The organism is Kitasatospora sp. NPDC034023, from assembly GCF_055575795.1.
On sequence record NZ_JBVIRY010000017.1, the window covers coordinates 167750 to 183904 of the forward strand.

The 16155-nt window shown below is 72.3% G+C and carries 15 protein-coding genes and 1 pseudogene; 10 read left to right on the top strand and 6 right to left on the bottom strand.

Going from position 1 to position 16155, the window contains the following annotated elements; translation table 11 throughout:
• Nucleotides 1–42: 42 nt before the first annotated feature.
• Complete coding sequence (locus ACZ52R_RS22985; protein WP_465754000.1) at nt 43–1152, top strand: FAD-dependent oxidoreductase; 1110 nt, start codon at nt 43–45, stop codon at nt 1150–1152.
• A 251-nt stretch (nt 1153–1403) separates the two neighbouring features.
• Complete coding sequence (locus ACZ52R_RS22990) at nt 1404–2039, top strand: DUF6215 domain-containing protein (protein ID WP_360504758.1); 636 nt, start codon at nt 1404–1406, stop codon at nt 2037–2039.
• Between the two features lie 156 nt (nt 2040–2195).
• Here the strand turns inward: ACZ52R_RS22990 and ACZ52R_RS22995 are convergent, their stop codons facing one another.
• A complete protein-coding gene (locus ACZ52R_RS22995; RefSeq protein WP_360504756.1) occupies nt 2196–3122 on the bottom strand; it encodes an alpha/beta hydrolase in 927 nt (308 codons plus the stop codon).
• 228 nt (nt 3123–3350) lie between these two features.
• Complete coding sequence (locus tag ACZ52R_RS23000) at nt 3351–3917, bottom strand: carbonic anhydrase (RefSeq protein ID WP_465662899.1); 567 nt, start codon at nt 3915–3917, stop codon at nt 3351–3353.
• A 589-nt stretch (nt 3918–4506) separates the two neighbouring features.
• Here ACZ52R_RS23000 and ACZ52R_RS23005 point away from each other — a divergent pair.
• The gene (locus ACZ52R_RS23005; RefSeq protein ID WP_465754001.1) at nt 4507–5673 is read left to right on the top strand and encodes an alanine--tRNA ligase-related protein; all 1167 of its coding nucleotides are present in this window, start codon (nt 4507–4509) and stop codon (nt 5671–5673) included.
• A gap of 93 nt (nt 5674–5766) precedes the next feature.
• Here ACZ52R_RS23005 and ACZ52R_RS23010 read toward each other — a convergent pair whose 3' ends face one another.
• Nucleotides 5767–6387 carry a hypothetical protein gene (locus ACZ52R_RS23010; protein WP_465625043.1) on the bottom strand — a complete coding sequence of 207 codons (621 nt, stop codon included), beginning with the start codon at nt 6385–6387 and terminating at the stop codon, nt 5767–5769.
• Between the two features lie 381 nt (nt 6388–6768).
• On the opposite strand from ACZ52R_RS23010, the gene ACZ52R_RS23015 reads away from it, so the two are divergent.
• On the top strand, nt 6769–8868 hold the full coding sequence (locus tag ACZ52R_RS23015) for a galactose-binding domain-containing protein (protein ID WP_465662897.1): 2100 nt from the start codon (nt 6769–6771) through the stop codon (nt 8866–8868).
• A 40-nt stretch (nt 8869–8908) separates the two neighbouring features.
• Here the strand turns inward: ACZ52R_RS23015 and ACZ52R_RS23020 are convergent, their stop codons facing one another.
• Together ACZ52R_RS23020 and ACZ52R_RS23025 are read right to left on the bottom strand one after the other, a co-directional pair.
• A complete protein-coding gene (locus ACZ52R_RS23020; protein WP_465625045.1) occupies nt 8909–9337 on the bottom strand; it encodes a hypothetical protein in 429 nt (142 codons plus the stop codon).
• Between the two features lie 49 nt (nt 9338–9386).
• Nucleotides 9387–10169: a hypothetical protein gene (locus ACZ52R_RS23025; RefSeq protein ID WP_465662895.1), complete on the bottom strand. Its 783-nt coding sequence runs from the start codon at nt 10167–10169 to the stop codon at nt 9387–9389.
• A gap of 292 nt (nt 10170–10461) precedes the next feature.
• Here ACZ52R_RS23025 and ACZ52R_RS23030 point away from each other — a divergent pair, with 292 nt between their 5' ends.
• The 4 genes from ACZ52R_RS23030 (at nt 10462) to ACZ52R_RS23045 (ending at nt 13916) form a co-directional block, all read left to right on the top strand.
• The gene (locus ACZ52R_RS23030) at nt 10462–11259 is read left to right on the top strand and encodes a class I SAM-dependent methyltransferase (protein WP_465662893.1); all 798 of its coding nucleotides are present in this window, start codon (nt 10462–10464) and stop codon (nt 11257–11259) included.
• A gap of 686 nt (nt 11260–11945) precedes the next feature.
• Nucleotides 11946–12149: a hypothetical protein gene (locus ACZ52R_RS23035; protein ID WP_465662891.1), complete on the top strand. Its 204-nt coding sequence runs from the start codon at nt 11946–11948 to the stop codon at nt 12147–12149.
• A 164-nt stretch (nt 12150–12313) separates the two neighbouring features.
• On the top strand, nt 12314–13012 hold the full coding sequence (locus ACZ52R_RS23040) for a DUF998 domain-containing protein (RefSeq protein ID WP_465662890.1): 699 nt from the start codon (nt 12314–12316) through the stop codon (nt 13010–13012).
• Between the two features lie 139 nt (nt 13013–13151).
• The gene (locus tag ACZ52R_RS23045) at nt 13152–13916 is read left to right on the top strand and encodes a class I SAM-dependent methyltransferase (RefSeq protein ID WP_465625055.1); all 765 of its coding nucleotides are present in this window, start codon (nt 13152–13154) and stop codon (nt 13914–13916) included.
• A 99-nt stretch (nt 13917–14015) separates the two neighbouring features.
• Here the strand turns inward: ACZ52R_RS23045 and ACZ52R_RS23050 are convergent, their stop codons facing one another.
• Nucleotides 14016–14669 carry a TetR/AcrR family transcriptional regulator gene (locus tag ACZ52R_RS23050; RefSeq protein WP_465662888.1) on the bottom strand — a complete coding sequence of 218 codons (654 nt, stop codon included), beginning with the start codon at nt 14667–14669 and terminating at the stop codon, nt 14016–14018.
• 95 nt (nt 14670–14764) lie between these two features.
• On the opposite strand from ACZ52R_RS23050, the gene ACZ52R_RS23055 reads away from it, so the two are divergent.
• On the top strand, nt 14765–15727 hold the full coding sequence (locus ACZ52R_RS23055) for an alpha/beta hydrolase (protein WP_465754002.1): 963 nt from the start codon (nt 14765–14767) through the stop codon (nt 15725–15727).
• A 115-nt stretch (nt 15728–15842) separates the two neighbouring features.
• Nucleotides 15843–16155 (top strand): annotated as a pseudogene (locus ACZ52R_RS23060) (ISAzo13 family transposase); the annotation flags it as partial.

Sequence of the window (16155 nt, forward strand, 5' to 3'; positions counted from 1 at the left end):
CCGGGCTCCCGGCAACTCATCCACCTCCCGAAGGACACTCCCGTGAACTCTGCCCGTGACCCCCGCATCGCGATCGTCGGCGCCGGCCTCGGCGGCCTCACCTGCGCCCGAGTCCTCCAGCAGCACGGCCGCTCCGTCACCGTCTTCGAACGCGAGGCATCCGCCGACGCCCGCCCCCAGGGCGGCACCCTCGACATGCACCCCGACACCGGCCAGGCCGCCCTGCGCTCGGCGGGACTCCTCGACCGGTTCCACGCCCTTGCCCGCCCCGAGGGAGACGAGTGGCGCGTCCTCGACTTCGCCACCGGCGCCCTCATCGCGCAGCAGGGGCCCTCCGCCGACGGCGGCCGCCCCGAGATCGACCGGGGCCAACTGCGCGGTCTGCTCCTGGACTCGATCACCGAGGGCACCGTGCGGTGGGACCGCGCCGTCCGTGGGGTCACCCCGCTGCCGGACGGCACCTGCCGGCTGCTCCTCGCCGACGGCACCGCCGAGGACTTCGACCTGGTGGTCGGCGCCGACGGCGCCTGGTCGCGCGTACGCCCGGCCCTGTCGCTCGCCGCACCCGGCTACACCGGCGTCACCTTCGTCGAGACCGGATTCGACCACTGCGACACCCGCCACCGCGACCTCGCGCGGCTGGTCGGCAACGGATCGATGCTGGCCAAGGGAACCGGCCGGACCCTGGTCGCCCAGCGCAACAGCAACGGCCACATCCGCGCCTACATCGCGCTGCGCGCGCCGCAGGACTGGCACGCGGCCGCCGGTGTCGACCTCGGCGACCGGCAGGCCGTACGCACCCACCTGCTGGGGATGTTCGACGGCTGGGACGAGAGCCTGCGCTACCTCCTGCGCGACAGCGACAACGGATACGTCAACCGGCCCCTGTTCGTCCTGCCCGCCTCGCACACCTGGGAGCACGTTCCCGGCGTCACGCTGCTCGGCGACGCCGCACACCTGATGCCCCCGGTCGGGCTGGGCGCCAACCTCGCCATGCTCGACGGCTCCGACCTCGCCCACGCCCTCGTGACCGAAGCCGGCGTCGACGACGCCGTCCGCGCCTACGAGAGCGTCATGCTGCCGCGCTCGATCGAAGCCGCGACGGCCAGCGCGCAGGGGCTCGACCACCTCGTCCCCGCGACGACCCCCTGAGCGGATTCCACCACCCAGGCCGCACCGCCCCGGCCGCACCGCCCCGGCCCCACCGCCCCCGACTCCACCGTCCCCGGCCGCACTGTCCCCGGTTCCGGTGGCGGGGGCAGGGAACCCATGACCGCGCAGGTCAGGGGGTCGGGTGTCGGCGGACCTCGTGGTCGTGGCGCTAGCGCGGCACCGTAAGATCGTCTCCGCTCACGGCTCCCCGAGTGGCCGAGGACGAGCGTTCCGGGGAGGGGGATCCCAAGATGGAAACCGGCAAGGACCACGACAGAACGAACCGCGTCGTGGTGGTCGCGGCGGTTGCGTCGGTGCTGGCCTTCGGCACCGTGGCCGCCCTGTGGGGGCTGGGCGTCCTCAAGGAGAACCGCACGCCGGCGACATGCAGCGGGCCCGGACCCAACGACCCCGCGGCGGCGTACCAGGCGCTGTGCGCCGCGCTCAACCGCCCTGATCTGCCGACCCTGCTCGGCACGCCGGACGACCACGTCTCGACCGCGCAGCCCGGGACCTTCGCCAACGGGGTGGCGATGGCGGAGGTGCGCCTGCAGCGCAGTGTCGTCGGCGTCTCGGACAGTCAGACCTCGGTCTGGTCGATGGCCGACACCCAGCAGTTCCACGCCGAGCGGGCCACCGTTCTCGGTCACCCCGCGGTGACCTACTCCGGTCACGCGCTGAAGCTCTTCCCCTCGAACGGGAAGTCCGGCGGGGACGGCCCCGTCACGCGGAACATCGTCGTCGCGTGGGATCCCAAGGACCCCGGCGGCCGGGCCTACGAGTTCACCGTCTTCCGGCAGGACGGCCAGGCCCCCGACGACGCCGCTCTGCGCCGGGTCGCCGAAACGGTGCTGCCGACCCTCCCGGGCTGGGTCGCCGCCCAGTAGGTCCGCGCCACGGCCGACACCGTGAGGCGGCGGCGAGGGGGAGGGGCGAACTGCGGGCGAGCACCGCGAGCGGGGCCGGCAGCTCGTACGCCGGCCCCTTCGCGACGACCCCGTGCCGCCCCCGCCCCCGCCCCCGCCGCCCGCCGCCGCCCGCGGTCAGCTTTCGGCACCCAGGTGGACCGTGAAGAACTCGGCCAGCTTGTCGACGGTCGGGTCGATGTACTCCTCCCGGTCGTAGAGGTCGACGTGGCTCGCGCCCTCGATCCGGTACAACTCCTTGGGTCCGGTGGCCCGTTGGTGCGCCTCGACAGCCATCCAGGAGGTGACGGCACGCTCGCCGACGATCTGCAGCATCGGGCGGGGGCCGATCAGCGGGACGGCGAAGAACGGGTCGTAACAGGCCAGCCTGTCGATGCTCTCCCAGGCCAGGAACTTCGCAGACCGCTCGTGCTCGCCGCGCGAAGTGCAGTAGTACTCGAAGCCCTCGGCGCCGTGCTCGCCGCCGAGCGCGCCCGCCTGCTCGGCCGTCTGCGGGAACATCGTCATCACGCCGGGGTCCTGGCCGCGGGCGGCGGCGGTGCGGGCCCGGGCGGCCGCGTCCAGCAGGGCCCGGAAGACCGCCGGGTCCTGGCCGCCGTCGGCCCCCAGCCGGAACTGGCGGGAGGGATCGGCGGTGCACACGGCGGCCACCGCCCGGACCCGGCGGTCACCGCCGGTGGCGGCCAGCGAGTAGCCGCCGGACGCGCAGATGCCGAGCAGGCCGATCCGCCCTTCGGCGACCTCCTCACGGGTGACCAGGTACGACACCGCGGCCTTGAAGTCCTCCACACGCTGGGCCGGGTCCTCCAGCCCTCGAGGCAGACCCCCCGACTCGCCCTGGTGGGCCGCGTCGAAGGCGAGGGTGACGAACCCGCGCTCGGCCATCCGCCGCGCGTACGCGCCGGAGGTCTGTTCCTTCACCCCCGTGCCCGGGTGGCCGACCACCAGCGCCGCAAGCGGGCGGGGCGCCGGATCGTCGGGGATGTACAGGTGCGCGGCGATCTCGATGCCGGCGCTGTCGAAACTGATGTCGGACCTGGCCATGCGGGCACTCTTCCTGTCGGTCGGCTCGTCGCCTGCTCGTCGGCTCCGCCCCCCGTTCCGGGCGGGCGTCGCCCCGGACCTCACTCTGGGCCCGGGAGGAGGCCGGCGGAACAGTCAAATGACGCTGCGCCCGACAGGCCGCGCGCACCGACGTTGCGTCATCCGCACGACACCACGCCGCCCCGGCCGCGCGGACGGCGCCCCGGCGCGTACGGCTCGTCCGGCGGGTCAGGGCGTGCCGGACAGGACTTCCACCGCGCCCGTGTCGAGCGAGTAGTAGGCGCCGACCACGGCGAGGGAGCCCTTCTCCACGAGTGGGGCCAGGTCCTGGTTGGAACGCAGATCGGCCGCGGTCAGCGTGACCTGGGCGCGGGCCATGGTCTCGACCGGGTCGGCGCCGCCTTCCCGGGCCGCCTGTTCGTACGCCGGCTGCAGGGCCTTGACGATCGCCTGCAGGTTGCCGGGCAGCGGTTTGTTGTCACGGAGGGACTCGTACGCCGCCTTGACGGCGCCGCAGCGCTGATGACCGAGGACCACGACGAGGGGGGTGGCACTCGTCATGGGCCCGTACTCGACGGATCCGGTGACCACCGGGCCGACCGCTTCCCCGCCCGTGCGCATCACGTAGAGGTCGCCCAGGCCGGTGTCGAAGAGGAGCTCGGGCGGCACCCGCGAGTCGATGCACGAGAGGATCGCCCCGAAGGGCTCCTGTTCCTGGGCGACGAACTGACGCCGGTTCGGATCCCGGTCGGGGTGGTGGAGGTCTCCGCTCACCCAGCGCTTGTTGCCGTCCATCAGCCTCGTGAACGCCGCGGCGGGCGTGGTGGGCCGTGCCTGCGGCGAAGCACTGGTCGAGGACGAGGCCGCCCTCGTCGCCGCGCACCCCGTGAGCGCGGCCGCGGCGCCCGCGAGGCCGCCGGCAATCAGCGTCCTACGACCCGGGTGTCCGGTTCTTTCCATCGGTTGATCCCCTCGATGCCGCTCGGACACGTTCCGTGCCTCGACCGGGCCGATTGTCCAGCGGGGTGCGGGTGGCCCGGCGGAAGGCGCAAGCGGGAGCGGGCCACATTGCCGCGAACGGCCCACGGAACCCGCTCGGGCAGCCCGTCGGGCCGTCCGGGCGGAAAATCGGGTGCCCCGGGGCGCCGGCCGCGTTACCCTCGCTGCCATGAACGTCACCGGCCCGATCACCGCCACCGCGCGAGCGACCAGCTCGCCGGTTGCCGCCGCCTGACGTACCCCTCCCCACGGCGACCGGAAACGGTCCGCCGGTGGTGGCTTCGAGGTGTTTCCTCCTCGGTTCCGATGATCGCGTGGACCTGTTGTCCGGTGCGTCGTCCCCTGACACACGCGACTCACGCGACTCACGCCAAGGAGCCACCCCGTGAACACCGACCAGCTCGTCCGCACCTTCATCGAGTACTTCGAGGAGCGCGGCCACCGCCGGATCACCGGCTCGACCCTGCTGCCCCCGCCCGGAGACCCGGTGCTGTTCACCACCTCCGGCATGCACCCCCTCACGCCCTACCTGGAGGGGCGCCCGCACCCGCTCGGCAGGCGGCTGGTCAACGTCCAGCGCTGCCTGCGCACCACGGACCTCGACGAGGTCGGCGACCGCACCCACCTGACCGTCTTCGAGATGCTCGGCACCTGGTCCCTCGGCGACTACGAGGGCCCGCAGAGCCTCGACTGGGGCTACGGGCTGCTCACCGACGGGCTCGGCATCGACCCCGGCCGGCTCCGTGTCACCGTCTTCGGCGGCGACGACCGGGTCGGCCCGGACACCGGCTCGCTGGAGCTGTGGCAGGACCGCGGCGTGCCGGTCGAACTCACCGTCGAGGACAACTGGTGGTCCAACGGGCCGACCGGCCCGTGCGGCCCGGACTCGGAGATCTTCCTGTGGACCGGCGACACCCCGCCGCAGTCGACACCCACCCGGGACGACCGCTGGGTGGAGGTGTGGAACCACGTGATGATGCGCCACCGGCGCCTCGACGACGGCACACTCGTCCCGCTGCCCCAACGCAACGTCGACACCGGACTCGGCCTGGAACGGCTCTCCTCGCTGCTGCAGGGCCGGACGTCGGTCTTCGAGTGCGACGTCTTCGACCCCTGGCGCCGCCTCGTCCCGCCCCTGTGGCAGCTGGACGAACCGTCACTGCGGCTGGTCTGCGACCACCTGCGCTCGGGCATCGTCGTCATCGGCGACGGCGTCCGCCCGTCCAACACCGGCCGCGGCTACGTGCTGCGCCGCCTGGTACGCCGGGTGCTCACGGTGCTCCGCCGGGACGACCCGCGGCGCGGACTCGGCGACCTGCCGCTCGAGTTGGTCCGGCACACCCTGGACCGCTTCCGCCAGGACGTGGACCCGGAGTCCGTGCGCCGGGTGCTGCTCGACGAGGAACTCCGGTTCGACCGCCTCCTGGAACGCGGCCGCCGGGTGCTCTCCCGCCCCCGCTTCCGCGGCCCGCTGACCGAGGACGACCTCCACTACCTCCACGACACCCACGGCCTGCCGCGCGACCTCGTCCTGGACCTGCGGTCGCGGTGACGGTGCAACCGACGCGGGGCGCGTCCTCGGATCGCTCGGATCCGAGGACGCGCCCCGGCCGCTCTCCCGGGATCCGCCCTTCGTCGTCCCGGGTCAGCCGACGGGCGTTCGCTGCTTGCGCCAGCGGGCCTTGTGGAAGATCGGTTCGACGGCGACGACGCAGAACGCGTGCATGGGCCGGTTCGTGCCATGGGGGTCGAAGAATCCGACCATGTCGCCGAGGAAGCTCTCGCCGTGCCGATGGACGTGGCTGTCCTGGGCGACTTGGTCGCCGACGGCGGTGAGCCAGTCGCCGATCCAGAACAGGAGTTCGGCGCGGGCGGTGATGATGATCGTCGCGGCGTGCTCGGCGAAGCGGGCGGGGTGGCGATCGGCTCGGCGACGGACGTCGTCGGGCCGATCGTGCGACCGTGCCGCCGGGGCGGTCACCGTCAAGGGCGCCGAGGCGCGGCGCATCCCGTGCCGCAGACCCGGCCAGTCGGAAGGCCGCAGTCCCGTGTCCTCACGGGCCAGGAGCACGGGCCGCGGCCGGGCGTCGCCGCCGCCGAGGGAGGTCACCAGTCGGTCGGCCGGCGGGACCGGGATGTGGATCGCGCTGTGCGGGCTCGTCGCGGCGACGCGGAACAGGGCGCCGAGGCGGAGGAGATCGGCGCGGTTCGCGTACAGATAGCCCACCTGGCTGTCGGGCGGGAGGACGAACGTGTTGCGGAGCATGGGACCGGTGCTCAGGATCCGGCCGAGCCCCGATCCGAGGCCGGGTCCTAGGCCTGATCCTGGCCCGGATCCCGGACCGGCAATCGGATGGCTCGTCAGTTGCAGCCGCATCCGCCCGTCGTCAACCCCCATGTGCCCAGTACAGCACGCGTGCCGGCGGCCTCAAACTCCTTTTGCGAAGCCCCGCACCCGCATCCCTCGCCACGGAGGGCCGACGCCCGGCCCACGCACGGCTATTGACTCCCAGTCCAACAACGGCGATCCTCGTCACACCGAGTGCGCGGTCCATGACAACCGGCCCGGACGGGTCGGTCCGCGCGTCCCGGACGGTGCCCGGTGCCCGGCCGCGCCACCCCCTCACCTCGGACCCGGGTGGTGACCATGCACCAACTCCGCAGCAGCAGGCGCGGATTCGTCGCACTTCTGGCCGCACTCCTCACATTGGCCGCCATGGTGCTCGCCGCTCCGGCGCCCGCGGCGCCGGGTGGGGGCGCCGGGACCGGCGAGACCGACGGGACGGGTGGGACGGGCTGGTGGACCCCGACCGCACGGCCCGTGCCCGACTCGCAGATCGACGTCACGGGCGAGCCGTTCCGCGGGACCGACGCCCAGGGCAAGGTCCGGGGCTTCGTCGACGCGCACGACCACATCATGGCCAACGAGGCCTTCGGCGGCCGACTCATCTGCGGCAAGTCCTTCTCCGCAGCCGGGATCGCGGACGCGCTGAAGGACTGCCCCGAGCACTACCCCGACGGCTCGCTCGCCATCTTCGACTTCGTCACCAAGGGCGGCGACGGCAAGCACGACCCGGTCGGCTGGCCGACCTTCAAGGACTGGCCGGCCCACGACTCGCTGACCCACCAGCAGAACTACTACGCCTGGATCGAACGCGCCTGGCGCGGCGGCCAGCGGGTCCTCGTCAACGACCTGGTCACCAACGGGGTGATCTGCTCGGTCTACTTCTTCAAGGACCGCAGCTGCGACGAGATGACCTCCATCCGGCTCCAGGCGCAGAAGACGTACGAGCTGCAGGCGTACGTCGACACGATGTACGGCGGGCCGGGCAAGGGCTGGTTCCGGATCGTCACCGACAGCACGCAGGCCCGCGAGGTGATCGAGCAGGGCAAGCTGGCCGTCGTCCTCGGTGTGGAGACCTCCGAGCCGTTCGGCTGCAAGCAGATCCTCGACGTCGCCCAGTGCGGAAAGGCCGACATCGACCGCGGCCTGGACGAGCTGTACGGGCTGGGCGTGCGCAGCATGTTCCTCTGCCACAAGTTCGACAACGCGCTCTGCGGGGTGCGTTTCGACGAGGGCGCGCTCGGGACGGCCATCAACGTCGGCCAGTTCCTCTCGACCGGCACCTTCTGGAAGACCGAGAAGTGCGCCGGGCCGCAGCACGACAACCCGATCGGCCTCGCCCCGGCGCCCGAGGCGCAGAAGCAGCTCCCGGCGGGGGTGGCGGTGCCGGCCTACGCCGGCGACGCGCAGTGCAACAGCCGCGGACTGACCGACCTCGGCGAGTACGCGGTGCGCGGGCTGATGAAACGCAAGATGATGCTCGAGGTCGACCACATGAGCGTCAAAGCGGCCGGGCGGTCCTTCGACATCCTGGAGTCCGAGTCCTACCCGGGCGTGCTCTCCTCGCACAGCTGGATGGACCTCGACTGGATCGAGCGGGTCTACCAGCTCGGCGGCTTCGTCGCCCAGTACATGAACGGCGCCGAGGCGTTCAGCGCGGAGGCCAAGCGCACCGACGCGCTGCGCGCCAAGTACCACGTGGGGTACGGCTACGGCACCGACATGAACGGCGTCGGCGGCTGGCCCGGCCCGCGCGGGGCGGACACCGCGAACCCGGTGCGCTACCCGTTCCGCAGCGCGGACGGCGGGTCCCTCATCGACCGCCAGACCACCGGCGCGCGCACCTGGGACATCAACACGGACGGCGCCGCGCACTACGGCCTGGTACCGGACTGGTTGGAGGACATCCGGCAGGTCGGCGGCCAGGGCGTGGTGGACGACCTCTTCCACGGAGCCGAGTCCTACCTCACCACCTGGGGGGCCTCGGAGCGGCACCGGGCCACGGTGAACCTGGCCGCGGGCCGCCCGGCCACGGCCAGCACCACCGAGTGGTGGAACCCGTTCGTCAGCTACGCGCCCGGCCGGGCGGTGGACGGCGACCCGGGTACCCGCTGGGCCAGCGAGTGGAGCGACGACCAGTGGCTCCAGGTCGACCTCGGGTCCACCAACCTCGTCGGGCGCGTCACGCTGGACTGGGAACGCGCCTACGCGCGGGCGTACCGGATCGAGGTCTCCACCGACGGAAGCAACTGGCAGCCGGTGTGGTCCACCACCACCGGCGACGGCGGCCTGGACACCGCACGGTTCGCCGGCGTCCCGGCCCGCCACGTCCGCATCCACGGGGTGCAGCGCGGCACCCAGTGGGGCTACTCGCTGCACGAGGTCGGCGTCTACAGCAGCTAGGCACCGGGCCACTGTTGGGCGGGGTCGGGGTCCGTGGGCCTCACCGCTCCCGGAACTCGCCCTCGCCCGGAGCCGACTCCCATCCGGTGCGGCCCGTCCGCGCGATCCGGCGCCGGGACCGTTCGGCCCGGTCCGTCACCTCGAACCAGACCAGCACGACGACAGCCAGGACGGCCAACCCGGCAGGTGCGAAGGCCCACACGGTACGGGAGTACAACCAGAGCAACAGGCCGAGGGCGGCCGAGCCGAGGATGGCGTACGAGAGCCCCAGCCGGCTGCCGGGCGAGCTGCGGTGGATCTCCTCGATCTGCGCAGCGGCGTCGCCCTCGGCGCCGCCGGTGAACTCGCCGGGGTCGAAGAAGTAGGGTTCGATGTCGCCCTCCTCCCAGCCCCGTTCCGCCCGGACCGCCCGCCTGCGGAAGCCGCGGCGCCGCGGGCCGTCGGGTGCCGCGTTGTACCCGCTGCTCATTCGCTCCTCCTCCTGGGGGCGCTGCGCCCGGCCCGTTGCGGTGTCGGGTTCAGCCGGCCAGCCCGCCGGCGAGCAGATCGGCCAGCATCAGCAGCTGCCGTACGTTCTGGTCGCTGAACTCCTGCCGGTCGGGGTCGTGGAAGACATCGCTCCAGGAGTCCGTCTTCGCGTCCACCGCGAGCACGCCGAGCGGTACGGTCCCTGCCTGCACCCGGACGATCACCACTGCGTCGTCCGCGGGGGTTCCGGGGACGTTGCCCCGGAAGTAGGACTTCGTGGCGGTCCGGCGGAACACCCGACCGGTGGCGACGACCTTGCGCAGGGCGCCGATCCCGAAGTCACCGGGACCGATCCGTTCCACCGGCGAGGCCGAGTCGAGGGAGCGTCCGCGGCAGGTGAAGGTCGTGGTCACCGGATTCCACGAGTAGTAGACGCCTCGACAGGAGTGGTGGATCCTGGCGGCGGCCGCTGCGACAGCCTGGTCGAGTCGCCCGCGCTCGGCGCTCGGATCCTCCGAAGCGGCCAGGAGGCCGCTGATGTTGGCGGTGAACGTGGTGCCCGGGGCGACCGCCGTCACCAACTCGTTCAGACCGCGGGACGTCTCCCGCGCCAGCGCCTCGATCTGTCCGTGCACCGTGCGCGCCCGCCTGGCCTCCACCGATCCGACCAGCAGAGTCAGCGCGGTCGTGGCGATGCCGTAGAGGATGAACTCCAGCTGACGGTTGGTGTTGGAGCCGGCCAGGGTACTGAAGACGAACGCCCCCGAACCGAACACGAAGGCGAAGAACTTCAGGGTGCCGTCGACGATCAGTGATCGCTGAGTAGCCGTCACTGCCACCCCCCACGCTCGTCCCACCGCGCTCGTCCCACCCCGCCGGGGTGCCCCCGCCCCACGATCCTAGAGAGCACGGGAGACGCCCTCAAGGCTTTTCACCGGGACCGTGGCGGGGGAGGCGTCGTGCAGCAGGCCGCCCCGGCGGCCCGGCGGCCCGGCGGCCGGCACCGCCGGTGTGCCGTGGCCGGGACGGGCGCGCCGGGCGTGCCAGACTCGCACCACCGGGTGCCGCGCACGGGCCCGGCGGTGGGCCACCGGTCCCGCCGCATGCGACGGAAGGTGCGATGGCATGGCCTTCGAGGGCGCGGTCCCCGACGTCTACGAGCGGTACCTCGTGCCGCTGCTCTTCCGCCCCTACGCCCGCGACCTGGCACGGCGCCTGGCGCAGCGCCACCCCCGGGACGTGCTCGAGACCGCCGCCGGCACCGGCGCGCTCACCCGCGAGCTGGCCGCCGTCCTGCCGAGGGACACCTCGATCACCGCGACCGACCTCAGCCGGCCGATGCTCGACCGCGCGCAGGCCGTGCCGCTCGCCCGCCCGGTGCGCTGGGCCGCGGCGGACGCCATGGCACTGCCGTTCCCGGACGGCTCCTGCGACGCCGTGGTCTGCCAGTTCGGGGCCATGTTCTTCCCCGACCGCCCGCGCGCCTTCGGCGAGGCCGTCCGGGTGCTGCGGCCCGGCGGTGTCCTGTCGTTCAGCGTGTGGAACGACATCGCGGCGAACGACTTCCTCGCGGTGACCGAGGCGACCGCCGCCGAGCTCTTCCCCGCCGACCCGCCGGACTTCCTGAGCCGCATCCCGTACGGATACCACGACGCATCCGCGATCGCGCGGGACCTGGCGGACGGCGGCTTCACCAGCGTCCCGCAGATCGAGACCGTCACCGAACGGGGCCGCGCCGACTCGGCGAAGGACGTGGCGACGGCCCTGTGCCAGGGCACCCCGCTGCGCGGCGAGATCGAGGCCCGGGGCGGGCACAGCCTGGACGAGGTGACCCGGACGGTCACGGCGGCGATCGCCGACCGCTTCGGCACCGGCCCGGTCGAGGGGCCGCTCAGCGCGCTGGTGGTGACCGTCACCCGCTGACGGCCCCGGCGTTCCCGCCGGCAGACTGCGCTCCTTGAGGCGGAGAGCCTCGTGAACGACACGAGCACGTGTCGCGCCCCCACCGCACCACGTCGGAGTCCGTCGTCATGCGCTGCGGGGGTGGTGGGCACCGCGGGCGTGGTGGGAGCCGAGGTCGGTCACGGGGCCATCCGGCGCGTCGCCGTCAGCCGCCGTTGCTCGATTTGCACGCGCTTGTTGGCATGGAGGAAGGCGTGCAACTCCGAGGCCGGCGTGAAGGGCGCGATTACCAGCACTGCCGTGAAGAGCGGACCTGCCATCATCACCGTGCCGACCCAACGCGCGAAGGTGGCACATCCGTTTCGTCCGGCCCGTGAACGGCTTGTGAACGCGAGCGAGGTCCGGTACCCGTGTGGGTACCGGACCTCGTCCGACAGTGGAGCGCCAGGCCCGGGTTGCACGGACTCTCCCTACTGAAAGTAGGGCGTGCTCTGGTAGCACCGCTGACGCCTGGCGAGGAATCATCTCCCTCGCGACGAGAAGAATATTAGCAGGTCAGCAGCCCGCCGTCGAAGTCGATCACGGGGCGGCCGGGGCCCGTCCCCCCGGGCGGTGCGGTCGGGAGGGTTGTGTCCCGTGTCCGGCGGTGGTTACCTGGGCGCGTCAACTTCCGCTACCAGGGCGGGTGATGAACGGGGAGGTAGCACATGCCGGATGTGACTGGCGGGTTCGCGAGGCTGGCTGTCACGAGTGTCGTCGTGGCGGGTGCCTCGTTCGGCCTCGCGACGCCGTCGCACGCTGCCGAGCGGGAGGTGCCGGCGTCCGCTGTCTCCGGGGCCCACGAACTCGCCGAACTCGCCGCGCCCGTGGCGCCGGGGATGGAAGCGGCGAACCAGGGGCACTACCTGTAGAACCCGAACCCGTAGGACGTGTCCGGGGTGCGGACCCGGTGGGCTGCGGCTCGTGGCCCGTGTTCTCGCCGAGTCTGTCGTCGTCGGCGGCGCGAGGGACGCCCCGAACTGACACAACCGTACGAGTAGCGCAGTGGTTGACATCGACGGTAGGGGGCCGGCGGATGAGCAGGACGCGCGGGGCACTGGTCTGGGGTGCCATCGTCGCCCAACTCCTTTTCACCGTCTCGTGGTTGGTGGGCAGTCTCGCGGAAGGCCGGCACTACCGGGTGTCTGCGGAGGGCATCAGTGACCTGGGTGCGCTGACGGCCAGTCATCCCTGGTTCGTGCTCACGGCGCAGGGCGTCGCGGGCCTGCTGACCATCGCGTTCGCCCTGTTCGCGCTGGGCCCGGCGCTGGCCTCCGGCGGCGGGAGGCGGCCGGTGGCCGCGTGGTTGGTGGCCGCCACCCCGCTGGGGCTGGACAACGTCTGGGACCTGTTCTTCCGGCTGGACTGCCGGGCGGCCGATCCCGGGTGCGTACAGAGCCTCGGTTCGGCCTCCTGGCACGCGACCGGGCACCTGGCGATCTCGTTCCTCAGCTTCCCGGTCATGGTGATCACGCCGTCCGTCCTGGCCGCCCGGTTCCGCGCCGTCCCGGCCTGGCAGGGGTACTCCGGCTTCGCGCTGGCCTTCAGCTCGGTGATGTTCATCGGGGTGATCGCCTTCATCGGACTGCACGGACACGACGGCGCCGGCTACGCGGAACGAGCCCTCGCCCTGGCCGCCTCGATCGGCCTGGTGCTGCTGGCCCTGGCGACTCGGCGGGCCCTGACCGGCTCCGCCGACCCAGGGCCCGCGCCGCTGACAACCGCCCGCGCCTGAACGGGCCGGCGGGTCACGGGCAGCAGGCCGAGCGTGTCGACCACGCTGTGCCGTTCGCGGCCGTTGATCAGTTTGCCGCCGTCGAAACCACGGAGTACTGCCAGACGCTCTCTGCCCCGGTCGTGCCAGGATGCTCGGCATGTCTGCTCGTGCACTGAGCTTCGGCGCAATCGCGGAAGCCTACGAAAGGTTCCGGCCGGGGTATCCCGCAGAGCTCTTCGACGTGGTGATGGCGTACGCGGGCCGGCCGGTTCGGACCGCCCTGGAGATCGGTGCGGGGACAGGCAAGGCAACCCGCCTGTTCACCGAGCATGGGGTCACGGTCACGGCGACGGAGCCCGACGCCGCCATGCTCGCCGAGCTGAACAAGGCCGTGCCCGCGAACGTGACGACCGTGCGGGCCGCGTTGGAGGACCTGCGGCCGGGCGAAACCCATGGGTTGGTCTATGCGGCGGCAGCCCTGCATTGGACACGCCCGGAGGGCCGGTGGCCAAGAGTGGCCGCGCTACTGGAACCGGACGGTGTGTTTGCCTCGTTCGGTGGCCCGGTTCAGCCGGCCGATCCGGCTGTCGAGGAGTCTGTGCGTGCGGCACGGGCGCCGTTCCTGGAGAGCGACGAGGTTCCGTCTCCCGACGGGACTGCTCCGGATGAGGAAATGCAGTGGCCGGGTACGGAGCTGCAGCGGTCTCCGTTGTTCCTCGACGTCCAGCAGGCCGTCATCAATCGGCGCTTGACGATGAGCGCTCCTGACTACGTCGGCTACCTGTCGACCGTCTCGGCGTACCTCCAACTGCCGCGATCGAGGCGGCAACAGACGTACGACGCGATCACGCGGGTCCTGCCCGAGACGGTCGAGATCGCCGCCGACATCATCGTCCATCTCGCGCGTCGGCGATCCGGGTAAGTTCGGCGGCCCGAGTATGTCGGCGGCCCGAGTACGTCGGCGATCCGAGGAAGGGGCGGCCCTCCTCTTCCGACCGCACCGAACTCGTGATCCGGCACGTCAGGGGATCCGGGCCTCGACGTGGGCGAGTTGGGCGGCGAGGATCTCCTCGAACGCGGCGCGGCGGTCCGCGCCGAGGGGGCGGACGTCGCGGGCGAAGTGGGCCAGGGCGGGGAAGCGTTCGGGGTCGGCGCCGAGCACCGCGACGCGGAACTGCTCCATGCCCTGTTCGTACTCCTCGGGGGTGATGGTGCTGATGCCGGCCTCGGAGGAGATCAGCGCGGCGAGGAGGGTCACGATGCGGTGGTAGCGCGCCGGGATCTCCTGGTCGGGCAGGCCGGACGTGCGCAGGGCCTGCAGCAGTTCTTCCATGACCAGCCGGGATCCGGTGCCGCCGGACCCGTAGCGTCCCCAGACCGTGGCGAGTTGGGGTTGCTCGCCGAAGGCCTCGCGCAGGCGCAGGCCAAGGGCGGTGATGCGCTGCTTCCAGTCGCCCTCGGGGCGGTGGCCGTCCATGGCGGCGAGCAGGATCCGGTCGGCGACCGCGCGCAGCAGTTCGGTCTTGTTGCGGAAGTGGCGGTAGAGGCTGGAGGAGTCGGTCCCGAGCACGGCGGCGAGCTTGCGCACGCTGAACGACTCGGCGTCGCCCGTGCGCAGGAGTTCCGTCGCCGTATCCAGGATCTCCTCGGTCGACCATCGCCTTCGGCCAGTCATCTCGCCCCTCTCGTCAGGACTCAGCCTAGTCTATGCACTTGGCGTTGCACGCGGTGCGTGCATAATGAGGACAACTCAGAGGGGGAGAAGGACACATGAGCGAGACCACTACCGCCGCGCGGCCGCCGGAGCCGGACTTCTCGGCGATCACGACCGAGGAACTACTCGCCTACCGCGACGCGGAGAACCGCTTCCGGGCCTCCAACGCGGCGCGGGCGATCCTCGGAGAGCCGGACCCCGCCGCCGCCATCGACTGGCGACGGATCGCGCTGCCCGGACGCGACCTCCCGGTCCGGGTCTACCGGCCGGCGCCGCCGGGCGACGGCGAAGCCGCCGCCCGAACCGACCTGCCACTCGTGCTCCATGTCCACGGAGGCGGCTTCGTGGGCACGGCGGCGCAGTGCGACTGGACCAACAGCCATCTCGCCACCCGACTGCCCGCGCTCGTCGTCTCCGTCGAGCACCGCCTCCTCGCCCCGGACAGCCCGCTCACGGACGCCGCCGACGACGGCTGGGACGTGCTCGACCACGTGCTGCGGCACGCCGCGCAGTGGGGCGTCGACCCGGCGCGCACGGCCGTCTTCGGCGAGAGCTGCGGCGCGCTGATCAGCGCCCTGACGGCCATCCGCGCCCGGGAAGCCGGCCTGGAACTCGCGGCGCAGGTGCTGGTCAACCCCGTAGGCGACGTGACTGAGGCGATGTTCGACCACGCCTCGATGGCCGAGTACGCCTACAGCCCGACCCGGGCCCTGCCGCTACTGCGGCTCTTCCAGCGGCTCGCCGCCCCGCCGGGAACCGACGCCCGCGCACTCTCGCCGCTGCACGCGGACGACCTGAGCGGCCTCGCCCCGGCACTCGTGGTGCTGCCCACCCAGGACGCCCTCGCCGACCACGGCCGCCGCTACGCCGAGCGGCTGCGCGCGGCCGGGACTCCCCTACGGCTCTCCGAATACCCGGGCGCGAAGCACGCGTTCCTCTCCCTGCCCGGCGTCGAACCTCAGGCCGAGGCCGCCCAGGCGGAGATCCTCCGGTTCCTCCGCGCGGCCCTGTCGAAGTGAGGGAGCAGGGAAGGCACCCCGCGCTCGGACCCAGGGAGCTGACGATTAATAACTTACGGACCTGATGACGTACTTGGGGTCGTAGGATCTCGGCGTGACGGAGGAGACCGAGACCGTGCTCGGGGAGGCGTTCGCCGCGCTGCTGCCGCATCTGGATGAACGGCAGCGGCGCCTGGCGTTGGGGGCGGCTGCCCGGGTGCTGGGGTACGGGGGCGTCCGCAGGGTTGCTCGCGTTGCGCGGGTGGCGGAGTCGACGGTGGCGCGCGGTGCGCGCGAGCTGGCCTCGGGCGGTGAGTCGGCGGGCCGGGTACGGGCGATGGGTGCGGGCCGCAGGCGGTTGCGTGAGAGCGATCCGGGCCTGGTCCCGGCCCTGCTGGCGCTGGTCGAGCCAGATCAGCGCGGGGACCCGGAGTCGCCCTTGCGCTGGA